Source organism: Brasilonema angustatum, assembly GCF_059505445.1.
On sequence record NZ_JCACKO010000146.1, the window covers coordinates 56,440 to 77,015 of the forward strand.

14 protein-coding genes are annotated in these 20,576 nt (G+C 43.4%); 10 read left to right on the forward strand and 4 right to left on the reverse strand.

Features of this window, described 5'->3' with window-relative positions; all coding sequences use genetic code 11:
• Positions 1–33: 33 nt before the first annotated feature.
• The 4 genes from AC5JM2_RS30215 to AC5JM2_RS30230 form a co-directional block, all read right to left on the reverse strand.
• Positions 34–321 (reverse strand): hypothetical protein, encoded by a 288-nt coding sequence (locus AC5JM2_RS30215; RefSeq protein WP_495838949.1) that lies wholly within the window; start codon positions 319–321, stop codon positions 34–36.
• A 208-nt stretch (positions 322–529) separates the two neighbouring features.
• Complete coding sequence (locus AC5JM2_RS30220; protein WP_495838950.1) at positions 530–3,091, reverse strand: phytase; 2,562 nt, start codon at positions 3,089–3,091, stop codon at positions 530–532.
• A gap of 332 nt (positions 3,092–3,423) precedes the next feature.
• Positions 3,424–4,284: a response regulator transcription factor gene (locus AC5JM2_RS30225; protein ID WP_495838952.1), complete on the reverse strand. Its 861-nt coding sequence runs from the start codon at positions 4,282–4,284 to the stop codon at positions 3,424–3,426.
• Positions 4,285–4,321: 37 nt separating this feature from the next.
• Positions 4,322–6,280 (reverse strand): scytonemin biosynthesis sensor histidine kinase, encoded by a 1,959-nt coding sequence (locus AC5JM2_RS30230; protein ID WP_495838953.1) that lies wholly within the window; start codon positions 6,278–6,280, stop codon positions 4,322–4,324.
• A gap of 1,328 nt (positions 6,281–7,608) precedes the next feature.
• Here AC5JM2_RS30230 and scyA point away from each other — a divergent pair.
• The 10 genes from scyA to AC5JM2_RS30280 all read left to right on the forward strand — a co-directional run bounded on the left by scyA (position 7,609) and on the right by AC5JM2_RS30280 (position 20,367).
• Positions 7,609–9,483, forward strand: a complete 1,875-nt coding sequence (scyA, locus tag AC5JM2_RS30235) for a scytonemin biosynthesis protein ScyA (RefSeq protein ID WP_495838955.1) — start codon at positions 7,609–7,611, stop codon at positions 9,481–9,483.
• 74 nt (positions 9,484–9,557) lie between these two features.
• Positions 9,558–10,616 carry a tryptophan dehydrogenase ScyB gene (scyB, locus tag AC5JM2_RS30240; protein WP_495838957.1) on the forward strand — a complete coding sequence of 353 codons (1,059 nt, stop codon included), beginning with the start codon at positions 9,558–9,560 and terminating at the stop codon, positions 10,614–10,616.
• Between the two features lie 11 nt (positions 10,617–10,627).
• Entirely contained in the window at positions 10,628–11,584 is a 957-nt protein-coding gene (gene scyC / locus AC5JM2_RS30245) for a scytonemin biosynthesis cyclase/decarboxylase ScyC (RefSeq protein WP_495838959.1), read from the forward strand.
• Between the two features lie 163 nt (positions 11,585–11,747).
• Positions 11,748–12,860 (forward strand): ScyD/ScyE family protein, encoded by a 1,113-nt coding sequence (locus tag AC5JM2_RS30250; protein WP_495838961.1) that lies wholly within the window; start codon positions 11,748–11,750, stop codon positions 12,858–12,860.
• A 260-nt stretch (positions 12,861–13,120) separates the two neighbouring features.
• Complete coding sequence (locus tag AC5JM2_RS30255) at positions 13,121–14,476, forward strand: ScyD/ScyE family protein (protein WP_495838963.1); 1,356 nt, start codon at positions 13,121–13,123, stop codon at positions 14,474–14,476.
• 177 nt (positions 14,477–14,653) lie between these two features.
• Positions 14,654–15,856 carry a scytonemin biosynthesis PEP-CTERM protein ScyF gene (scyF, locus tag AC5JM2_RS30260; protein WP_495838965.1) on the forward strand — a complete coding sequence of 401 codons (1,203 nt, stop codon included), beginning with the start codon at positions 14,654–14,656 and terminating at the stop codon, positions 15,854–15,856.
• Between the two features lie 120 nt (positions 15,857–15,976).
• A complete protein-coding gene (locus AC5JM2_RS30265) occupies positions 15,977–16,870 on the forward strand; it encodes an EboA family metabolite traffic protein (RefSeq protein WP_495838967.1) in 894 nt (297 codons plus the stop codon).
• 46 nt (positions 16,871–16,916) lie between these two features.
• Positions 16,917–17,843, forward strand: coding sequence for a TatD family hydrolase (locus AC5JM2_RS30270; protein ID WP_495838969.1), 927 nt, complete (start codon positions 16,917–16,919; stop codon positions 17,841–17,843).
• Between the two features lie 144 nt (positions 17,844–17,987).
• The gene (gene eboC / locus AC5JM2_RS30275) at positions 17,988–18,902 is read left to right on the forward strand and encodes a UbiA-like protein EboC (RefSeq protein WP_495838971.1); all 915 of its coding nucleotides are present in this window, start codon (positions 17,988–17,990) and stop codon (positions 18,900–18,902) included.
• 169 nt (positions 18,903–19,071) lie between these two features.
• Positions 19,072–20,367, forward strand: coding sequence for a glycosyltransferase family 4 protein (locus AC5JM2_RS30280; protein WP_495838973.1), 1,296 nt, complete (start codon positions 19,072–19,074; stop codon positions 20,365–20,367).
• Positions 20,368–20,576: the final 209 nt, after the last annotated feature.

A 20,576-nucleotide genomic window follows, 5' to 3' on the forward strand; every position in this document is an offset into this window, starting at 1 on the left:
GTAGGTCAACTTAATTAAATATTATGACGGCAGTTAAAACTGCCGTGTCGCATTTCCACCCCGATATAAATGCCGCCTATCTGTTAATTCATTAAATTTCTTGACAGATGGCTTCGGGGCTTCCATGCTCCCGCGTGAATCACCGTGACCTCCTGAGTGCAGCTTTGCTTCAACTGTGTCACAAAAGCGAAATCGCCTCAGTACGCTCTGAACGAAACTTAAACTTACACTAAACCGTTTCGCCAGTTGTCGTTGAGAGCCTTCTTCATTGTTGTAAGCATCAATAATTTTTTGGCGTAGCTCGGTGGAGTAAGTTTTCATTTGATACATATTTATACAGTGGATTCTCTCACACTATATTTCACTCAAGTGAAAACGGCTATCATCACGCTGATTCTACTCGCTCATCAACTAAAAGTTGATGATAGTCGGGAATCGCGTTTTTTGTGTTAGGCTATTATCCCACGTCTGACAGGCAAAGGGAGCGTGGAATAAATAGCCATCAAGCTAAACTACAGTAATAAAGTACTCACAAAGTCACATCGCAAGTCTTGTTGTTACCTACCCCAACAACAGAAGATGATTGAGTAATATCGCCGCCAGCACTTCCATTAAAGAGGTTAGTATTAGGAGTGCGGGGATTGTAGCTACTGGTGTCAATTGTCAATGGGTTGGGGAAGGCGTAAGCAATGTTCTCCCAAGGCACAAACTTAAAGTTTGTGTTGACGTTTTCACCATCGACAATCTTCGCAGGGAGATTTCTGCCATCCTGAGTAATAAACACACCATAGGGGAAGTTGGCACCCAATGGTACGTTGGTAACATCCGCACCATCTGATTCTTGAACGCTGTCAATTGCTCCATTGTTACCAACACCAAAACGACCCACGAAGTCATTTTGACCCTGACGATTATAAACTGCAAAGGTGCTGTCACCTTGGCTAGAAGCTAGCAGGTAACCTGTACCATCTTTAGCATAATAGATGGAAAGTCCTTCCACATCGTCTTCCACATAGCTGCCGCCTAAGTCTTTAACTTTATCAATCAACGTACCAGTTGTCCCACCGTTTGGTTCTGCTTGATACTTCCAAATTCCTACATCTTCCTGACCGATGTAGAGGAAGCCAAGTTCTTGGTCTGCCACTGTTCCCTCAAGTTGGGCATCACGTCCAGCCGTCGTCGGTACTGTAAAATTACGTACTCTTTCAGCACCAATCTTACCATTACCTGCGTCAATCAATTTGTACTGTGCGACATCTCCAGTTTCTCTACGATTGGCAAAGACGTAGTAATCATCTGTTACTGGACTATGGTACAAAGCAATACCATAAGCACTCCGCGATGATGGTGAGTAGGGAGGTTCAAAGGGTAAGGATTGGAATAAAGTACCAATGCTACTATCTGTGATATCTTCCAGGTATTGACCGGAGACATTGGCAGAGGGATTGATTTTGAAGATAGCCAGTTTATCGTTGTTCCGGTCTGTGGCGACGGCAATATCAACAGAATCACCGCCTAACTTAAAGCCATATTGCAGGTCAATATTGTTGTAACGGATATTACCTGGGTTAAATTCTTGTAACAGATTACCAGACAAGTCATAAACTCGTAAGCCTGCATTTTTGACTGCTGTGAGTACTAAGCTTTGTTCTGGATTAGAGGAATTTACGTAGATAGCGGGGTCATCCGCATCGGCGCGTTGATCACGTGGTAAATTTGGGTCATTCAACAAGTCAGGACGGGTTTCTACTGTAGGTGCTACAGTAGGAACTAAATCTGCACCCAAACCGAGAATTTGAGTAAATTGAGTCTGGCTAAAGTTGTTGTCACTCACTAAAACGATCGACTGACGACCATCATCCAGTTTTGGACCAAAGGCAATGCCTTCAATATTATCAGTACCTGTAGGTAAGTTGAGTGAGTTCAGGTTTAACAGTAAACGCTTCTCGGCAGGTTTAATATCTGCTAGTTGTTCAGCACTGAGATTATTCAGAGAATCGTAAGACTTGATGTCAGTTGCTCCTTGCAAGCTGACTTCGTAGATTTTGATGGTATTTCCAACCCCTGCGGAGAAAGAGCGCTCTAATGCTAGTAGTGTACCTCGGTTATCAAGTGCGAGTAAATCTACTAAGCCATTATCACCTGAGCCAGTGGTAGGGTTTGGTGTTGCGGCAACTGCATCAGTATTATAAAGATATTCCTTCTCTGGTTGTCCGCTTACTAAGTTATATTGCAGAATACGAGAACGGCTTCCATCGGTGAGTGTAGCAATAGAACCATCTTGGAACAGAGCGTTTTCTGTTGCTATGTATAAGGTCTTTTGGTTAGGCGTAATGGTGAGACTTTCAAATGCCAAGTTGTTGCGAACACCTGATAGTTGAGTATCGCCAGCATCGATAACACCATTTCCATTAGTATCTTGTACAACGGGAAGAAACTTGCTGGGAACAGGTAGAGAACGTACTTGCTGTCCTGTGGTTAGAGAAAATTCATTGACAAAAGGATTTGTCACTCGACCTGCACTGACGTTAACCTCTCCTTCAGAAGAAATGAATACCGTATTATTTTTGGTTAAAGCAATGCCCTCAGGGTCGAGACTGTTGAGTAAGAACTCTTTTCCATTCTCATCCTTGAGGGTAGTTACATCTGTAAATGTGGCACTCAAGTCAGTTTTTTGAGGAGACGGAGTTTCTAGGGTAAATGTGTAAAAGCGGGCGGGAGCAATTTGGGAGCGGTCATCTGAGATAGTATAGAAGCGATTATTTGCTGCATCGTATGTAACTCCCGACAGTCCGCCAACGGGAGTTTCTTTTCCATCCACGGTTCCAGCAGTACCATTGGGGACAAAGCTGGTGGGGAAGATTGTTTGTCCGAAAAAGTCTACATCAGGAATTGTCTTACCTGGTTCTGTGGGTGGTACCTGTAAATCAGCCCATACCAAGCGATGGTCAGAACTTGGTAAACCACCAGGTAAGCTAGAGTCGTAAGTACCCACCAGTGGGAACAGTGGATCGGTGACTAACTCACCTTCGGCGCTGGGGTTTAGAGAAGCATTGAACTGTGAAAAGGGGACTGTGTTAGTGGTTACCATAATATTCGTCTGAATAAGCATCAACTGCAAAGACAAGCTTTAGATTTGGGACAATAAGCGATGTACAAACAACAAAATTGCGCATTCCTTCTATGAAGAAGCGCAGATTCTCAAATGATTACCATCGCTATTTGTATTAATTTCTATTCAGCATCATCAAATTATCTTAGTTACATTAAGAAGTAGATAGCAAAAGGTTAAGACATCAGTAAACTTGTAACGGTCTTTACCTCTTTTGTGAATTAATTTGCGGGATGTGGGTTCCCGAGATAAAAGATACATCCCGACTTCTATAAGATGTCGGGGATCTTGTTTGGTTTTTCACGAACGATTTAAAACTGCGATAGATTGAGTGAAGTTTTATAATCTTGGACTTTGCTATTGCGAATCAGTTGATGCTCTTTTCTCCAGGTTTGAGGAGGGACACCGTTATGTTGACGAAACTGGCGGGAAAAATGACACGCATTTTGATAGCCGAGTCCTAAAGCAATTTGCTCGATTGTTTGGTTAGTATCTTGGAGTAAAGAACGTGCTGCTGACATCCGGCGCTTGACAATCCAGTTGTTAACTGTTTCTCCTGTGATTTTTCCAACTCTGTTAGTCAAGTAAGCCGAAGAGTAACCAACTGCTTCAGCTACGTCACACAGAGTGATACCTTGGTCATAATTTGCCTCTATATAGTCGAAAACTTCTTTGAGTTGCGGTATGGAAGGAAAGATAGATTCTGAGTCCACTGATGAAGTTGTGTCTGTTGCGACTGGTGCTGAAAAATTCTGCCAGCAAACAGTGTACCAGTGCTCCATAAGTTTCGTCTGCTTTTCTAATCTGACTGCTATGGCTTTCAGTAACTGCTGTACTGTACAAGGCTTGGTAATATAGTCATCTGCTCCCAATTCCATGCCTTTGCGAAGAGATTCGTTACCAGCGCTACCAGTGAGAAAAATAAAGGGTATAATTGCAGTCACAGGATCTTGACGCAGCGTTCTGAGAACCCCAAAGCCATCCATATCGGGCATCATAATATCGCAAATCACTAAATCAGGTAGATGCTCTTGTGCTTTTTGGATGCCAGTAGTACCATTTTCAGCATCTATGGTGTCGAAACCTTCCGCCTCAAGACCGTCTAAAAACATTTTACGGCTCATGGCATTATCTTCAATAATCAGTATTTTTTTTGGCGATTTGTTTATCATGTCCAATTGGTAGATTTTGATGTCTTTTAGCTAAGAGTTAAGAGCTAACCGATGGTAGATTGACAGTAAAAGTAGTGCCAAAACCAACCACACTTTCCACGGTGATTTCACCGCCATGTAGATCTACGAGAGTTTTTACAATCGATAGACCCAATCCAGTTCCTGGTATACTGTCAATATTGCTGCCACGATAAAATGGCTCGAATATTTGTTGTTGATCGACTACCGGAATACCAATACCTGAATCTTTAATTTGAAAAATTGCTTTTTCTTTTTCACAGCAAAGTTTAAAAGTCACCGCGCTACTACTTGGTGAATACTTGATAGCATTCGAGAGTAAGTTAGTTAATATATGCTGTAGGAGTTTTGGATCTAAATAAGCAGTACAGCAGTTACCTTGGCTAAGAAAGTTGATAGCTTTTTGGTTACCGTTTGCTATCTGTAGCTGTGCTACGATATCTGTGCAAAACCTCTCCAGGTTGAGTTGTCTAGGGTCACACTCTAGTCTTGCAGATTCTGCCTGACCGTATAATAGAATTTCATCTAATAATTCACTAATTTGCTGAACAGCAACTTGAATCAAATCCAGATACGAACGATTTTTTTCTTCAGTCCATTGGTGAAGATGACGCCTGAGTAAATCAGCAGAGAATGAGACAATGTTGAGCGGAGTGCGGAATTGATGGCAAAACATAGAGACAAAGCGTTCTCTGAGTTCGCTTAGTCGTTTTGCCTGCTCAAGAGCTTGACGAACCTCTGATTCTGCCTGCTTATAATCTGTAATATCAATCGCTGTTACTAATTCAACTGACTGACTTGCAAAATCCAGCACTCCATCCAATACTCCCACTGTACAAGCTAGCCAGCGCACCACACCGTTTTTTGTCAGAATCTGCATCTCCTGATATTCATAGCAACCTGTTCCATCGTGCTTGTCAACCTGCCTGAGCTTTTTGTCTTTTATAAGTCGGTCTATCTTAAAGTTATTGAGCAATTCTTTTGTTGGATAACCAGTCAGTTCCTGTGCAGCAGGATTGGCATAGCAAATATACTCATTCTGAATCAGGAAAATACTGGCTTCTGTAGTTTCTGCCAAAGTACGAAATCTGGCTTCATTGATCTTAAGTGCTTCTTCTGTTTTTCTGGACTCAGTAACGTCCCAGATACTCCATACTCTACCGATAATTTTGTCTCCAAGCCGTTGTGGCTGAGAGTAATGTGCAAAGACTCTCCCATCCTTCAATTCCACCAAGTCATAGCTTTCTTTATCTGATTGACTAGGCATTTCCCAAACAGCCTGAAGAAAAATCTCTGGATATTTAACTTTGTTCTCAAAAAAGCTTTTTGCTCGCTGACATTTTTTAGAAAGACTAACTGAGTTTAAAGGAAGTTGCCACATCTCCATAAATTTCTGATTGTAGCAAAGGATTTCTCCTTCAATGTTGACTGCAAGTATTCCATTTGCAGTGGATTCCAACGTTGATCGAAGTAGGGAAAGAGATATTTCTAGCTCGGTTTGTGTTCTTTGATATTCAATAACTTCTTGCTCGAACTCTTGTTTTGAGTCAGAGTTTCTGTCAACATACTGCTGTACGCTCAAGTTTACTAAATCATCACTAATATTACGAGCAAAGCCACAGCCAAATTCTTTGCCTTGATACTCTATATAAGTAAGATTGATTTCTACTAGAAAAACTCGACTTGTTTTTGTTTGATATCTAGATTTAAACGTGAGGGAACCTTGTTGCTTGAGTGCTGTCCATTTTTCTGACCAATCCTGTGCCGAAAAATCTACATCTATATCTTCCACTCTCATCCGGAGTAATTCCTCACGGGAATACTCACTCATACGGCACATGGAATCATTGACGTAGATAATTTGTGCGTTCAACCCCACGCAAAAAGCAGCATCTGCAACTTGGTTAATAAGAAATTGTGCTAACTTCAATTCCTCTTCAGGTTCCAAGACTAATTCAGAATTTATTTGAAATAACATAGACTCACCACAACTGATCACCCTTTGCTACCCCACTGTATAATTTTAGACTCTAAGGGTTTGTAGACTTTTAAATCGAAATCTCGTAAATTTGCTGTTACGTTTTATTTTCTGGACTACATAACTTTATCAAATCTTTGGAAAAATTAATATAAATTTACAATAAAGCTACGATTATTAATTTTTGTCGCAACAAAATGGAATTAATGACTTGACACTACATCAACTATGTGTTATTAATAATCGCAAAACTGACTGGCTCAATCTTAGGTATGAATTATTACCTTTGATTTTCTGTTGAACATTTGCTTCTTAATATTGTTACTAGCCAAAAGTAGTATTAGCTTAAAGATTTATGTTGGCTTATTAATTGCACAAATAAGTCTATCAATTCTAAGTAGTATTGTTTTGTATAGTTATTACAAACACGCGTTAACATTAAGTGATATTCAGCTAATAAATTACCAGCAAAGTTGGCTGAACCTCCGATAGAGAAGTGCGATACCTCCCTTAAAGTTGTAAATTCTTTCTCAGAAACTGCCTAAATTGGTTCATCAGAATAGAGATCAAACAAATTTCTAAATTTTCATGGCTGAATTGCTTTTAGTCAACTTAATTTCTTTTGATTTACTCTTTTATGAATTCAACTACAAAAGATTTGACAAGTTCATCTGTCAAAAGATATACCATAAGACCTCATCACTATGTATCTGCCAATACTCATCTATCTTGAGACAGATTATAGTAGAACCGAAGTGAGTGTTTTTAATAAGTGAATTTCTATTGAAAGGGAGTTTTGCAGCAAAATGACTACAATTTGTTTCAAATATCGAGTAGGGACAAGCAAAACATTAAATTTTTATTAAGAATAACAGCAACTCTTTTTTGTGGTGATTTTGTCCACCGCTTGTCCTGAGTTTTTCTCAGATAACTTTATTTTTAGGTAACAATTAAGACATGTAAAAAACCAACAAAATAACATACTGTAAAGTACCAAAAGGTAGAGAAAAGTTGTTTAAATAGTTCTACATATCATATTTAGTACAAACAAAAAATCTGACAACCTAATCAAAAGATTTTTCATTGCAGTAGAGTATCTAGCTTTTGTAGTCTTGTTTCCATAAGCACAGCCTCAATTGTTTAACTTCTTCGCAACAAGTTTTTTACTGACGAAAAAGCGATGACTCGCCTTTGCCAGTGTTCGTCAAACTGGGTCATAAAAATGTAGAAAAATGGGGACATGAGGGATACTTAAGGCTGTGTGTGCAAGTGCAGCCTGAGAAAGCAAACTGGTAGCCTCTCCAACAATCAGGGAACATGTAGACGCAATGAGCCAAAATTATACTCAGACAAACTCTCAAGCCGGCACTCAGCCATACGACGTGTACCAACCAACTGACTCTTCCAAAGACCAGACAAATGGTAATTCCAATGGTCACTCGGAAAGTGCAGGAGTTTTACAAAAGCGATCGCCAACGGTTGCAGATGCGATCGCCAACATGATGGAAGATTTAGGAGTCAGCTGCGCTTTTGGCGTCAATGGGGGTGCGATGGCAGGTCTTTGGGGATCGCTATCGAATAGCCTCTTACAAGTGATGAACTGTCGTCATGAAGCCGGAGCTGCTTTTGCAGCAACTGAAGCATACTTCGCAACTGGTCGTCCCACCGTAGTATTTACTACTGCAGGACCAGGCATAACCAATGCTCTGACTGGATTATTTGCTGCTAGAGGTGAGGGTGCAAAAGTGATTTTGCTGTCAGCTTGCACTTCCTCACCACAGCGCGGACGGTGGGCAATACAAGAAACCAGCAGCGACACTCTGCCAATTGAGGGAATTTTTACCTCAGGAGCGCTGTTTAACTATGCCACCACTGTGGAGAGTGCTGCACAACTGCCACAGATTTTTCGCAAACTGGCTCTGGGTTTCTCGCAACCAGGAGGCTTTGTCGCCCATTTGAGCATTCCCACCGCTGTGCAAACAAGTCCGCTTGATAGGACGCTTTTGTTCCAAGGAATTAATTGTTCTTTGGTAGTGCCACATCAAGAAACAATTGTTAAATGTACACAGTTGCTATCAGAAGGACCGTTTGCCATTTGGGTAGGCTTTGGTGCCCGTGGCGCAGCAGAAGAAATTCTTCAATTCGCCGAGAGAACTGGGGCAGCAGTGATGTGTTCACCCCGTGGTAAAGGTATTTTTCCCGAGGATCATCCTCAATTTGTCGGGGTGACAGGTTTGGGAGGTCATGGTTCCGTTATGACCTACATGCAACAGCAAACACCTTTACGAACACTTGTGCTGGGAACGCGCCTGAGCGAACCAACTTCCTTCTGGAATCAAGCATTGGTTCCCCCAGGAGGATTTGTGCATGTCGATATCGACCCAACAGTCCCAGGAGTCGCGTATCCAGAAGCGGAAACTTTTGCTGTCCAATCAGACATCAAAGCATTTTTACAAGCGCTGTTGCAATTTGACGATGACTTTGTAGCCAGTACAGCAGTTACATCTTTATGGTTACCTCGTCCTGAAGGTCAGACAATTCAACCAGGTTCAGACTCTCCAGTCAGACCAGAGGTGTTGATGGAAGCTATTCAAAAGGTAATCATCGATAACAGCGATGCCATAATCATGGCGGAGTGTGGTAACTCGTTCCTTTGGTCAACACATTTACTGCGATTTGCAAGCGCAAATCGTTACCGGATCAGTACCGGAGTTGGAGCTATGGGTCATGCTGCGGCGGGAGTTATCGGAGCAGCAGCCGCGCGCAATGGCAAAGCAGTCGCCATCGTTGGGGATGGGGCAATGCTGATGAATAATGAAATCAACACAGCTGTGAAATACCAAATTCCTGCCGTCTGGATTGTTCTCAACGATGCTCGCTACAACATGAGCTACCAAGGCATGGAAATGTTGGGACTCAAAGGTGCAGATGCATCAATTCCACAAGCAAATTTTGCGGTGATAGCTCGCGGTATGGGAGCCGAAGGAATCCGCATCAGCAAAGAAATGGATGTTTTCTGTGCGCTAGAGCAAGCAATGGCAGCCACTGGTCCAATCGTTGTCGATGTCGTGATTAACCCAGATAGACGCGCACCCTCCAAAGGACGCAACGCCGGTCTGGCATTACAAGGAATCAAATCAACTCCAGCCCAAAAGACAGAATTGCACGTGTCATTTCCACAAGTATCATTTCCCAATGCCTAATCAATTTGTGGTAAGCGCAAAGACTGTTTACTACAAACACGATAGGTGATATATAGGTGAGCGAGGAGATAGTGTTGAATCTTTTTGAAACTGTTACACAGATGGGTCATGAGCAGATTTTGTTCTGTCATGGAAAAGACCCAGATATTAAGGCAATTATTGCCATTCATGATACGAGTCTAGGACCTGCAATGGGGGCGACACGATTGTGGCCTTATGCGAGTGAGGCTGCTGCGTTAAATGACGCTCTTCGTCTAAGCCGTGGTATGACTTATAAGGCTGCTTGTGCTAACATTCCGGTTGGTGGAGGCAAAGCTGTTATTATTGCTAATCCAGAAAATAAGACAGAAGATCTGTTTAGAGCCTACGGACGTTTTATAGAAAGTCTCAAAGGACGATTTATTACAGGTCAAGATGTGAATTTGACACCCGAAGATGTCAGAATCATCAACCAAGAAACTCAATATGTCGTGGGGGTAGAAGAAAGGTCTGGAGGACCTGCTCCAGTGACGGCATGGGGAGTTTTCCTGGGAATAAGATCTGCTGTTGAGTTTCGTTTGCAAACTCAAAACTTAAAAGGATTAAAGGTCGCAGTTCAAGGTCTGGGAAATGTCGGTCAAAATCTTTGCCAACACTTGCATGAACATGGGGCAAAACTATTTGTTAGCGATATAAGTAGAGATAAAACAGAGCAAGTCAAACATCTTTTTGGTGCCACTGTTGTAGAGCCAGACAAAATTTACTCTCTAGATGTGGATGTCTTTTCTCCTTGTGCTTTAGGCGGAATTCTTAATAGTGAAACTATTCCTCGCATCAAGGCTTTAATTGTTGCTGGTGCTGCCAACAATCAGCTAGGAGTTGAAGTACAGCACGGTCAAATGCTTGCAGCAAAACAAATTCTTTATTGTCCAGATTATGTTATTAATGCTGGCGGGCTAATCAACGTCTACAACGAAATGATTGGCTACAACGAACAAAGAGCCTTACAACAAGTACGTAATATTTACGATACACTAACTGAAATTTTTGACATAGCGCAAAAGCAGGGTATCACTACCAACGATGCTTCTAAGCAGTTGGCAGAAGACAGAATCCTGAAAGCCCGACATTTCAAAACTATGGCTGTGGCGTAAAGGAGTGACAAATGGTAACGGAAAGAAATACATTTGCAACATCGGCATATATTGCAACCACTCCAGAGACTGCCTATGAATATCTTTGCAGTCTCAAAAACCTAAATGAGTGGACGCTGTATAGCCGCATGGAAGAGCAAGTTGACGAAGATACCTGGCTAGGAACTGCGTCTGGTTATCAGAAAAAGCTCTACTATCACGTCAAAAGACTGGATCACCCGCATTTTTACGGCATTGAGTGGCACTGCGGGTTAGAGTATCAGAAATATTATCAGGTTTATCCTGTCCTGCTCTTTCCTGCCGACTACATTGAGCCGGGAACGGATGAAAAGGGTCTATACTTACACTGGATCAGCTTTGTCGATCCTAAGCGGCGCAGTCCGTTGATTATGGAGGGAATTCACACGGTACACACTTCCGAGTGCCGTTCTCTCAAAGGTAATTTGGAACGCAAGGCTGGTCTTAGCGCTGCAGCAAAAGGGCGTTATTATATCGATACTGACACTGTTTATGTAAATGCTCCAATCGAGATGGGGGTCGAGTTCTTGTCGGAACTCCAGAACATGGATGATTGGGCACACCTGCTGCGAGCAGATGGCGAAATTACTCCCTCTGCGGGCGAGTTTCGCGATGAATATGGCCAAAAGGTAAAAGTGACTCAGCGAGTGCAACCTGCAGGCAAATGGTACTTGCTGGAACACGAATTCTTCTATCCAGACTACGGATTTTATCAACGCTCTCCGGTGCTACTTATCCCAGCATCCTATGCTTTCGGTGATCCGGAAGCGCCTGGTTTCATCCAGCATCGGATTACGTTCTGGAAAACAGGTGAGCAATTGCCTCACGGCAAACTCCAGATTGAAGACTTTGGCTCTGAGAGTTTGAACATCAAACGTCTGTTGGAAGCCAAAGCTGGCAACCTTGATACATTGGCTCAAGGTTTGAGCTATATGCCACAAGCTAAGTAGTGACTTGTTAGTAGTTAGTGGTTAATAAAACAACTAACTACTAACAATGAATAATTAATAAAAAAATAAATTTATATAGTCAGGGTGAAAACGCTGTCATTGCTTGTTGTTAGCAATGACACCTTCTATACAGAAAATTTAAAGCCGACCTCTGTTGTGACATATGAAACTGGAACAACTTACTGTTACGTCTTTTACGGTGCTTGCCGACGGTCTTGATAATCCGAAAGGTCTAAGCTTTGATCCCGACGGTAGTCTCTATATTACAGAGGCTGGTAGAGGGGGAGATGGAGCTAGCGTTCCATCACCTAGTGGTCAAGGTTCTTTACTTTATGGCACAACAGGTGCTATATCAAGAGTAGAGAATGATACAATAAAATGTATACTAACCGGACTCCCTTCCTTGGCATTTCCAGATGGCACTGGAGCCGCCGGGCCTCACGATATAAAGTTTGATACTACAGGCAAGCCTTATGTTCTCGTTGGGTACGCTGCAAATCCAGCTTTACGCGACAGCACATTCGGTAACACTGACTTAGGAAAAATTATCACTCCCGATTTCGATACGAATTCGTGGACTACTGTTGCCGATATAGCCAACTACGAACTGACTCATAACCCTGATGGAGGTGATGTCGTCAGTAATCCCCTGGCTTTTTTAATAGATGGCGACAAGATTGTAGTTGTTGATCCGGGTGCAAACGATTTGCTGAGTGTAGGCACCGATGGAAGTCATTTGGACGCAATAGCTGTACTTCCCCAGCAACCTGTTACTAATCCAATCTTTCCTGGTTCTAACTCGCAAAATTTTGACCGGGGACACGTGCCACCTCCCAGTGCTTACCGTAATGCAACACCATCGCAAATAACGATTCAATCTGTACCTACAGGAATCGCCAAAGGTTCAGATGGTGCTTATTACGTCAGTACATTCACTGGTTTTCCTTTCCCAGAAGGTGAAGCAAAAATCTACCGAGTGGATGCTGATGGTCAACTATCTGTCTATGCTGATGGCTTTACACAACTGATTGATCTGACTTTCGATGCCCAAGGCAACTTGTATGCATTGCAACACATGAATCAGTCAGGCTGGAAAGGAAAGCTGGATGGAAGTCTGATCAAAATCACTCCTGATGGCACTCGCACAACTATTCTCAGTGGTGATGGATTAGAGGCTCCTAGTGCATTGACTATTGGTCCTGATGGTGCGCTTTATGTCATTAATCGAGGCGGTCTCCCAAAAAAAGGGCAAGTCATAAGAATTGATCATCATTGATCTTTGTGTTCATTCAAAGTCTGTTGAATGAACCAGTTCTAGAGTCATAACCAACCGATAAGAGCCTCTACACAAAACAAGAGCCAGACTCCTGCCACTTTGGTAAAAAATTTCAAGCTAAACCAATGCCAGTTCCTCTCTATCGGCAAGGACTATTGCGCTAGATGCTTGATTTTTACATCTCAGTCACTGGGACTGTTTATCTCTAACACCGTACAACACTCCACAACTACCAACGCTCGATCTCAATCTAAATAACTATGAAATTCAAGTCATTTGCTCTTCTTTTCTCTGTTTGTGTCACTGCTACTTGTGGAACACAAGCTGCGCGAGCAGCATCGCTGTCAGTAGTAGCTGACGGTCTTGATAATGCACGTGGTATTAGCTTTGCTCCTGACGGCAGTATTTATGTGACACAGAGTGGTAAAGGGGGCGACGGAAACGGCGGAGTAAACTGCATACCATCACCCAGCGCGCAATACATTCCTTTATGTTCTGGTAATACTGGTGCCGTTACCAAAATTACTGCTGATGGTCAGAAAGTACCTTTACTCACAAATCTTCCATCCATAGCATTAACGCCCTCTGGAGAACAAGCTGCTGGTCCTGCGGACATTAAATTTGATTCCAAAGGCGACGCTTATCTTTTGTATGGCTTAGCTGGCGATCCGAACTCGCGCGACACCAAGTTAGCAAGCCCTTTACTTGGACAATTATACAAAGTAGATTTAAACACCGGTTCGTTGACAAGTCTTGCCGATTTTGCAAGCTACGAAGCTAAAAATAATCCCGATGGCACTGATTTGATTAGCAACCCCTATGCTTTTGCAATTAAGGGTGATACTGCTTACGTCGTTGATGGGGGTGGCAACTCGATCTATTCTGTAGGACTAGACGGCAGCGGTATTAAGAATGTAGCAGCCATACCTCAAAAAATAATATCACTAAGTACAGACCAATTCCCAACTCTTCCTGAGGGGACAACAGACCCAACAGGAGGCGCACCACTACCCCCAGGTTATACTCGTGCTTCCAATGGTCTTCCGGTATCAAACCAATCAGTGCCTACAGGTATCGCTGTTGCTCCTGATGGCAGCTTAACCCTAAGCGAATACACTTATTTTCCTTATCCAGAAAAGGAAGCACGTATCCTTAAAGTTGACCCCGATACTTTGCAAACACAAGTCCTTGCTGACGGCTTTACACAGCTGACTGGCGTCACATACGACTCTGATGGCAATTTGTATGCGTTGCAACACATCAACCAGTCAGAATGGAAGGCAATTCAACAGGGCGGTGTGATCACTGGTGATATCAGTGGTTCTGTGATCGAAATAGCCAAGGATGGAACTCGCAAAACTATTTGGAGTGGTGATGGACTAGAGGCAGCTTCTGAATTGACTTTCGGTCCTGATGGTGATTTGTATATTTCTAACAGAGCCAGACTCGCAGGAACATCACAAGTCATCAAGATTGATCCTAGATCTTCTGGTGGCGCGACAAAAGTTCCTGAACCCGCTTCTGTTATTGGTTTATTATTGGCTACTGCTGTAGGTGTAAAAGCAATGAAGCGCAAGCGCCAAGAAGAGCTGTTGGATAAGGTAGAAACTATCTAATTCCTTGTTTGTTTCTTGGGATTAAACCAAAGAATCCCCAAGAAATAGGCTGCTACCTCAAATAGAAAGCTGTCTTTCAAAAAGACAGCAACGCAATATTGAATGAAGTTCCCAGACTAGATCCGGGAACGACATAAACCTAAGTAAAAGTGTAACTCATCACACAGAAAATTCATTATGGGATTAGTCAAGAATTTGTCACTTGCCTTTATCGGTGCGGGGTTTCTGGTAGCGGCTGCAGCAGCCCAAGCTATGGCGTTAAGCTTACAGTACGATCGCTCTATTGGTAGTCCTGGTTTCGGTCCTGGGCAGCTGTTTGTTCCCCAAGGTATAGCGGTGGATGGCTCAGGAAATATCCTTGTAAGTAACGGTCGCGGTGTTAACCCGGATGGCACTCCTAATTACAACCTCGGTGACAAAATCGAAAAATTTAGTCCTAGCGGTGAGTATATTGGAGCAATTGGCTCCGGCGGCACAGGACCCGGACAGTTTGACGAGCCAACAACTGTAGACTTTAATCCAGTAACAGGGGATCTGTATGCAGGTGATGTTTACAACAACCGCATCAATCAATTCGATTCTCAAGGTAACTTTATTAGATCCTTTGCAAATGGAGAATTTACCCCTCTGGTACCAGGTAGGCTTTTCTTTGGACCATCTGGTGTGACATTTGACAAAGCTGGCAACGTGTACGTTGGTGATTTTAACGGTGAAAGGATTCTTAAATTCACACCAGACGGACAGCAAATTGGTGTCATTGGTGGCACCACTGGCACTGCACTTGGAGAATTCCAAGGTGTAGCCGGTACAAGAATTTCCCCAGTTAGTGGAAATATCTATGTAGCTGACCAGTATAACAACCGCGTTCAAGTACTCGATCCAAATGGTAAACCTCTGTTCACATTTGGTTCAGCAGGTAGCGGACCAGGACAGCTTCTTCAGCCAATTGGCATCGAAGTGGACGACCAAGAGAATGTCTATGTAGCTGATTCTATCAACAGCCGTGTTCAGGTATTCGATAAAAACGGTAAGTTCCTGACTTCCTACGGTCAACCAGCCCTCGATGCATCAGGCAACCCAGTCCCGCCTCCAGGATTAACCGATCCTCCATTCGGCAACCCCCTCGACCTGACTCCAGGCAGATTTAACTGGACAGGTGGCACAGCACTCAAAGATAACAAGCTGTATGTAGGCGATTTCTTCCAAGGTCGCGTTCAAGTATTGGACGTCGTTAAGGATGGGGCAACCAAAGTACCTGAACCTGCTTCACTATTAGGTTTAGGCTTGTTAGGAATTGGCGCTACTGCCAGCACATTGCGGAAAAAGCAGCAAAAGGCAACCTTCAGTATACAGGCAGAACCAGAAAAAGCTGCTGTTTAGACACTCGTAATTTTGTACTTCCTCAACCTTAATTTTGTTTTGCCTCGTTCCCAGGCTGTAGCCTGGGAACGTATTCCTAGAGATATTAGCTCTCTTAGATAACTAAATGCTTATAAAGTAATGGTTTCTGCAAGTTATTTAGAAAAAACAACAATTAGTGCTAGTGACTTACTGCATAATTGGTTGAAGCAACGCCTTAATAGTCAAGCTCTTACCTGGCTAGAACAGAAGATAGAGCAAATCAAAACCGCTGTCAATACGCTAGTATTTTTTAGTGCTTTTAGCGCTGTGCCTCGTCATACAGGCAAAAACGATTTGCAACTGACAAAAGCGGAACTAGAAGCAGCCTGTTCTGCCCGGACAGCTTGGTTTCCTAGTCATTGGAGTGTAGATCAAGCTGCTCGCACCTTACTGGTACTGGCTTTACCACAGGATAATGAACAGAAGTATTTACAAACCTTAGAGCGAGTTTTTACAGCCGCTGATGTAGGAGAGTTAGTCGCACTTTACCAAGCATTACCACTTTTGCCTTACCCAGAAAAGTTTCGTGATCGTGCAGCTGAGGGAGTTCGCAGTAATATGACCGCAGTCTTCAACGCTGTGGCTTTGGAAAATTCCTATTCAGCAGAGTATCTGGGTGATCTTGCTTGGAATCAGATGGTATTGAAAGCCCTATTTGTGGGCAGCCCTTTACATCTGGTTCAAGGGCTTGACCAGCGTGCAAATCCAGAACTAGCTAGAATGCTAGTTGATTATGCCCATGAACGTTGGGCAGCAAAGCGTACAGTATCTCCGGAACTCTGGCGACTGGTAGGGCGATTTGCTAATGATGCGATGTTCGCTGATTTGGAGCGAGCAATACAAGACCCCGATCCGGTTCAACAAGCAGCGGCGGCGATCGCCACTTCTGAGTGTCCTTTACCACAGGCTCAAACACTCCTTGCCCGTTATCCAAACATACAAGCCGAAATTCAAGCAGGGCATTTGACTTGGAATAGCTTAATTATTTCGTAGTCACCGCTCAAGCGCTGACTACAAGTTTATAACTATTTTTGTAAAAATGAACACTACTCCTATGATGTATATAGATCCTCACATTCACATGAGTTCCCGCACAACCGACGATTACCAAAAGATGCGGGACTCTGGCATTGTCGCTGTGATTGAACCTGCTTTCTGGTTTGGACAACCTCGTACGAGCGTTGGATCATTCCAAGATTACTTTAGCAGCTTAGTGGGATGGGAGCGATTCCGTGCGGATCAATTTGGTATCAAACACTACTGTACAATCGGCTTGAACTCCAAAGAAGCCAATAATGAATTATTGGCAGAGCAAGTCATGGAACTTTTGCCTTTATACGCTTGCAAAGAAGGAGTTGTAGCCATTGGTGAAATTGGTTACGATGACATGACTCCACAAGAAGACAAATACTTTCGCTTGCAGCTAGAACTCGCAAGAGAACTGGATATGCTGGTGATGATTCACACACCTCACCGGAATAAAAAAGCAGGCACCAGTCACAGTATGGATGTTTGTATCGAGCATGGCTTAGATCCATCAAAAGTGATTGTAGATCACAACAACGAAGAAACTGTGCAAGAAGTTTTAGATCGGGGCTTTTGGGCAGCTTTTACAATTTACCCCAATACCAAAATGGGGAATGCCCGCATGGTTGAGGTTGTACGCCAGTACGGATGCGATCAGATCATCGTAGACAGCAGTGCTGATTGGGGTGTGAGCGATCCACTCGCAGTTCCTAAAACTGCTCAACTCATGCGAGAAAGGGGAATTCCAGAAGCGCATATACGAGCTGTCTGTTACGAAAATGCACTTGCTGCTTATAGCCAAAGTGGTCAAATGCAGGAGTCAGACTGGCTTAACCCATCACCCATCGACCAGCGACAACTATTTAACGGTAACTCGGTACTCCGGGGACAAAAACCCGTTATTGAGTCTCCCACTCGTGAATATGCATTGATCGAGTAAAAAGTTAACAGTCCTCATGGACATTTGCCCACCAGCAACTATTTCTCCCAGCCTACGGCGACCTACGGTCCACTAGCCCCTAAAAGGGGCGCTGCGCAAACGTTAACGCTCCGCTAACACTTTCTCCCTTTCTCCCTCCTTGCTATGAACGCTGCAACCTTAAATTCTTCTCGCTTTTGGGCATATCTCCAGTTACTCCGACCTGCTAACATTGTTACCGCGTGGGCAGATATTCTCGCTGGTTTCGCTGCCTCAGGATGCATTGTCTTTATTACCCCATCTTCTTCTGATTTGATATCACTTGCATGGTTGGTTTTAGCAACAACAGGTTTATATGGCGGTGGTATTGTTTTTAATGATGTCTTTGATGCGGAAATAGACGCTGTTGAAAGACCTGAACGACCTATTCCCAGTGGTAGAGCATCTCAATTGACAGCATCTATTCTAGGAAGTTTACTTTTGAGTATTGGCATACTAGCAGCCTGTCAAGTGACCTGGTTGAGTGCCACTCTCGCTTGTGGGATTGCTGCTGCTGCGATTCTCTACGATGCATATAGCAAACATCACCCTATTTTTGGCCCGCTCAATATGGGGGTTTGTCGCGGTGGCAACCTCATGCTTGGTGTGAGCGCAGTTTCACCAATGGTATCAAACTATTGGTTTTTAGCGCTGATTCCCATTGTTTACATTGCTGCCATAACAACCCTTAGCCGAGGTGAAGTTCATGGGGGTAAGAGTACTACTGGTGTGTTCACACTTGTGCTAATTGGCACAGTCATAGCTGGACTGTTAGGATTAAGTTTGTTAAAGAATTATCACCTGCTTGCAGTTTTGCCATTCATTTTGTTGCTAGCTGTGCGAGTGTTACTACCTTTTATTAAGGCAGTGAGCAAACCATCTCCAGAAAACATCCGCACAGCCGTGGGTGCAGGAGTCTTGTCACTCATTGTTTTAGACGCCGCAGTCGCTGCTGGTTTTGCTAGCTTGCCATATGGATTACTGGTTCTGAGTCTGTTACCAATTTCAATGGCTTTGTCACAAATATTTGCTGTTACTTGAGGCACACGTTAAAATTCTATCTTAGAGCTTATATCAGGAGTAAACATTAGAGAATATGCTGGATTTATACTACCCAGCTTAGCCTCATACCGCTACTCACCGTGCATCTTGTAAGAAAACGACAAAACTCACACCTTCGATTTGACCTTACCCAACAAAGAAACGGATAATGCGGATTCTCATTTATTCTTACAACTATCATCCAGAGCCAATCGGAATTGCCCCTTTAATGACCGAACTGGCAGAAGGACTGGTAAAGCAAGGTCACCAAGTGCGAGTGATTACAGGAATGCCTAACTATCCCCAACGGGAGATCTACCAAGAGTATCGAGGCAAGTGGTACATGACCGAACAAAAAAACGGCGTGACCATCCAGCGTAGTTATTTACGGATTAAATCTAAACCAAACCTGATAGATAGATTGCTCTTGGAGTTGAGCTTTGTGTTTACAAGCTTGCCACAAGCTCTCAACGGTTGGCAAGCTGATGTTATTCTCCTGACAGTACCACCACTATTGGTCTCCTTACCAGCAACGCTACTTGGTTGGTTACACAACTGTCCAGTCATACTAAATGTACAAGATATATTACCAGAAGCCGCTGTGCGGATGGGGCTAATTAAAAACAAATTGATGATTCGTGCATTGAGGGCGATCGAACAATTTGCATATCGTAGCGCACACACTATTAGCGTGATTGCCGATGGATTTGTTGAGAATTTAGTTGACAAGGGAGTCCCAGCTCAAAAAATTGTTTGCATTCCCAATTGGGTGAATGTGAATTTTATCCGCCCCTTACCAAAAAAGGGCAACCCATTTCGCATAGCCAATCAACTCCAAGATAAATTTGTTGTGCTTTACTCCGGCAACATTGCCTTAACACAAGGATTGGAAACAGTCATCGAAGCTGCATCTAGGCTGCGTCACATACCACAAATCGTCTTTGTTATTGCTGGAGAAGAAAAAGCATTGAAAAGATTGGAGGCATTTTGTCAAAAATGTGGGGCTGACAACGTGTTGCTTGTACCTTTGATGCCGCGAGAAAAACTACCCGAAATGCTTGCAGCGGCCGATGTGGGTTTGGTGGTGCAAAAGCGCAATGTCATCTCCTTCAATATGCCTTCCAAAATCCCACTGTTGTTGGCTAGCGGTCGTCCGATTGTCGCTTCTGTTCCCGTCTCTGGTACAGCAGCACGGGCAGTGCGTAACAGTGGCGGCGGCATAGTTGTCGCACCAGAATCACCAGAAGCGCTAGCAGAAGGAATCGTGGATTTGTATAACAATCCAGCAAAAGCTGCAAAGCTGGGTTACTTTGCAAGGCTGTTTGCTGTAGAACACTATTCGTTTGAGCAAGCCTTAGCTGAGTACAAAGCCCTATTTAGCGAAGTTGTTGCTACAAGCTCCGAATCACCTTCTTTAGGTATGTTACCAAAATTGACCGCTAGTGAATCGATTATTGATATTTAACTTATTCTCATTCCGAGGCAGTGTGCCCTAGGTATAAGGGCGCGAATGACGGCTTTGTTGTTACTAGGCGACTGGTGTTAGGCTTCTGGCGTGCGCTTTGCGCATACCCGGAAGGGGGTCTTTCCCGTGGTAGCACCTACTTTTGATTAGTCATCAGTCAGTCTTGACGTTAGAGCGTCTTTATGTGGTTTGCATCTGTTGATTTGTTC

What these genes read in the sequence shown, in the direction of transcription:
- AC5JM2_RS30280 (WP_495838973.1), top strand. Translation starts at nt 19,072, where the DNA reads ATGCGGATTCTCATTTATTCTTACAACTATCATCCAGAGCCAATCGGA.
- AC5JM2_RS30225 (WP_495838952.1), bottom strand. Translation starts at nt 4,284, where the DNA reads ATGATAAACAAATCGCCAAAAAAAATACTGATTATTGAAGATAATGCC.
- scyC (WP_495838959.1), top strand. Translation starts at nt 10,628, where the DNA reads ATGGTAACGGAAAGAAATACATTTGCAACATCGGCATATATTGCAACC.
- eboC (WP_495838971.1), top strand. Translation starts at nt 17,988, where the DNA reads ATGAACGCTGCAACCTTAAATTCTTCTCGCTTTTGGGCATATCTCCAG.
- scyF (WP_495838965.1), top strand. Translation starts at nt 14,654, where the DNA reads ATGGGATTAGTCAAGAATTTGTCACTTGCCTTTATCGGTGCGGGGTTT.
- AC5JM2_RS30250 (WP_495838961.1), top strand. Translation starts at nt 11,748, where the DNA reads ATGAAACTGGAACAACTTACTGTTACGTCTTTTACGGTGCTTGCCGAC.
- AC5JM2_RS30215 (WP_495838949.1), bottom strand. Translation starts at nt 321, where the DNA reads ATGAAAACTTACTCCACCGAGCTACGCCAAAAAATTATTGATGCTTAC.
- AC5JM2_RS30270 (WP_495838969.1), top strand. Translation starts at nt 16,917, where the DNA reads ATGAACACTACTCCTATGATGTATATAGATCCTCACATTCACATGAGT.
- AC5JM2_RS30220 (WP_495838950.1), bottom strand. Translation starts at nt 3,091, where the DNA reads ATGGTAACCACTAACACAGTCCCCTTTTCACAGTTCAATGCTTCTCTA.
- AC5JM2_RS30230 (WP_495838953.1), bottom strand. Translation starts at nt 6,280, where the DNA reads ATGTTATTTCAAATAAATTCTGAATTAGTCTTGGAACCTGAAGAGGAA.
- AC5JM2_RS30255 (WP_495838963.1), top strand. Translation starts at nt 13,121, where the DNA reads ATGAAATTCAAGTCATTTGCTCTTCTTTTCTCTGTTTGTGTCACTGCT.
- AC5JM2_RS30265 (WP_495838967.1), top strand. Translation starts at nt 15,977, where the DNA reads ATGGTTTCTGCAAGTTATTTAGAAAAAACAACAATTAGTGCTAGTGAC.
- scyA (WP_495838955.1), top strand. Translation starts at nt 7,609, where the DNA reads ATGAGCCAAAATTATACTCAGACAAACTCTCAAGCCGGCACTCAGCCA.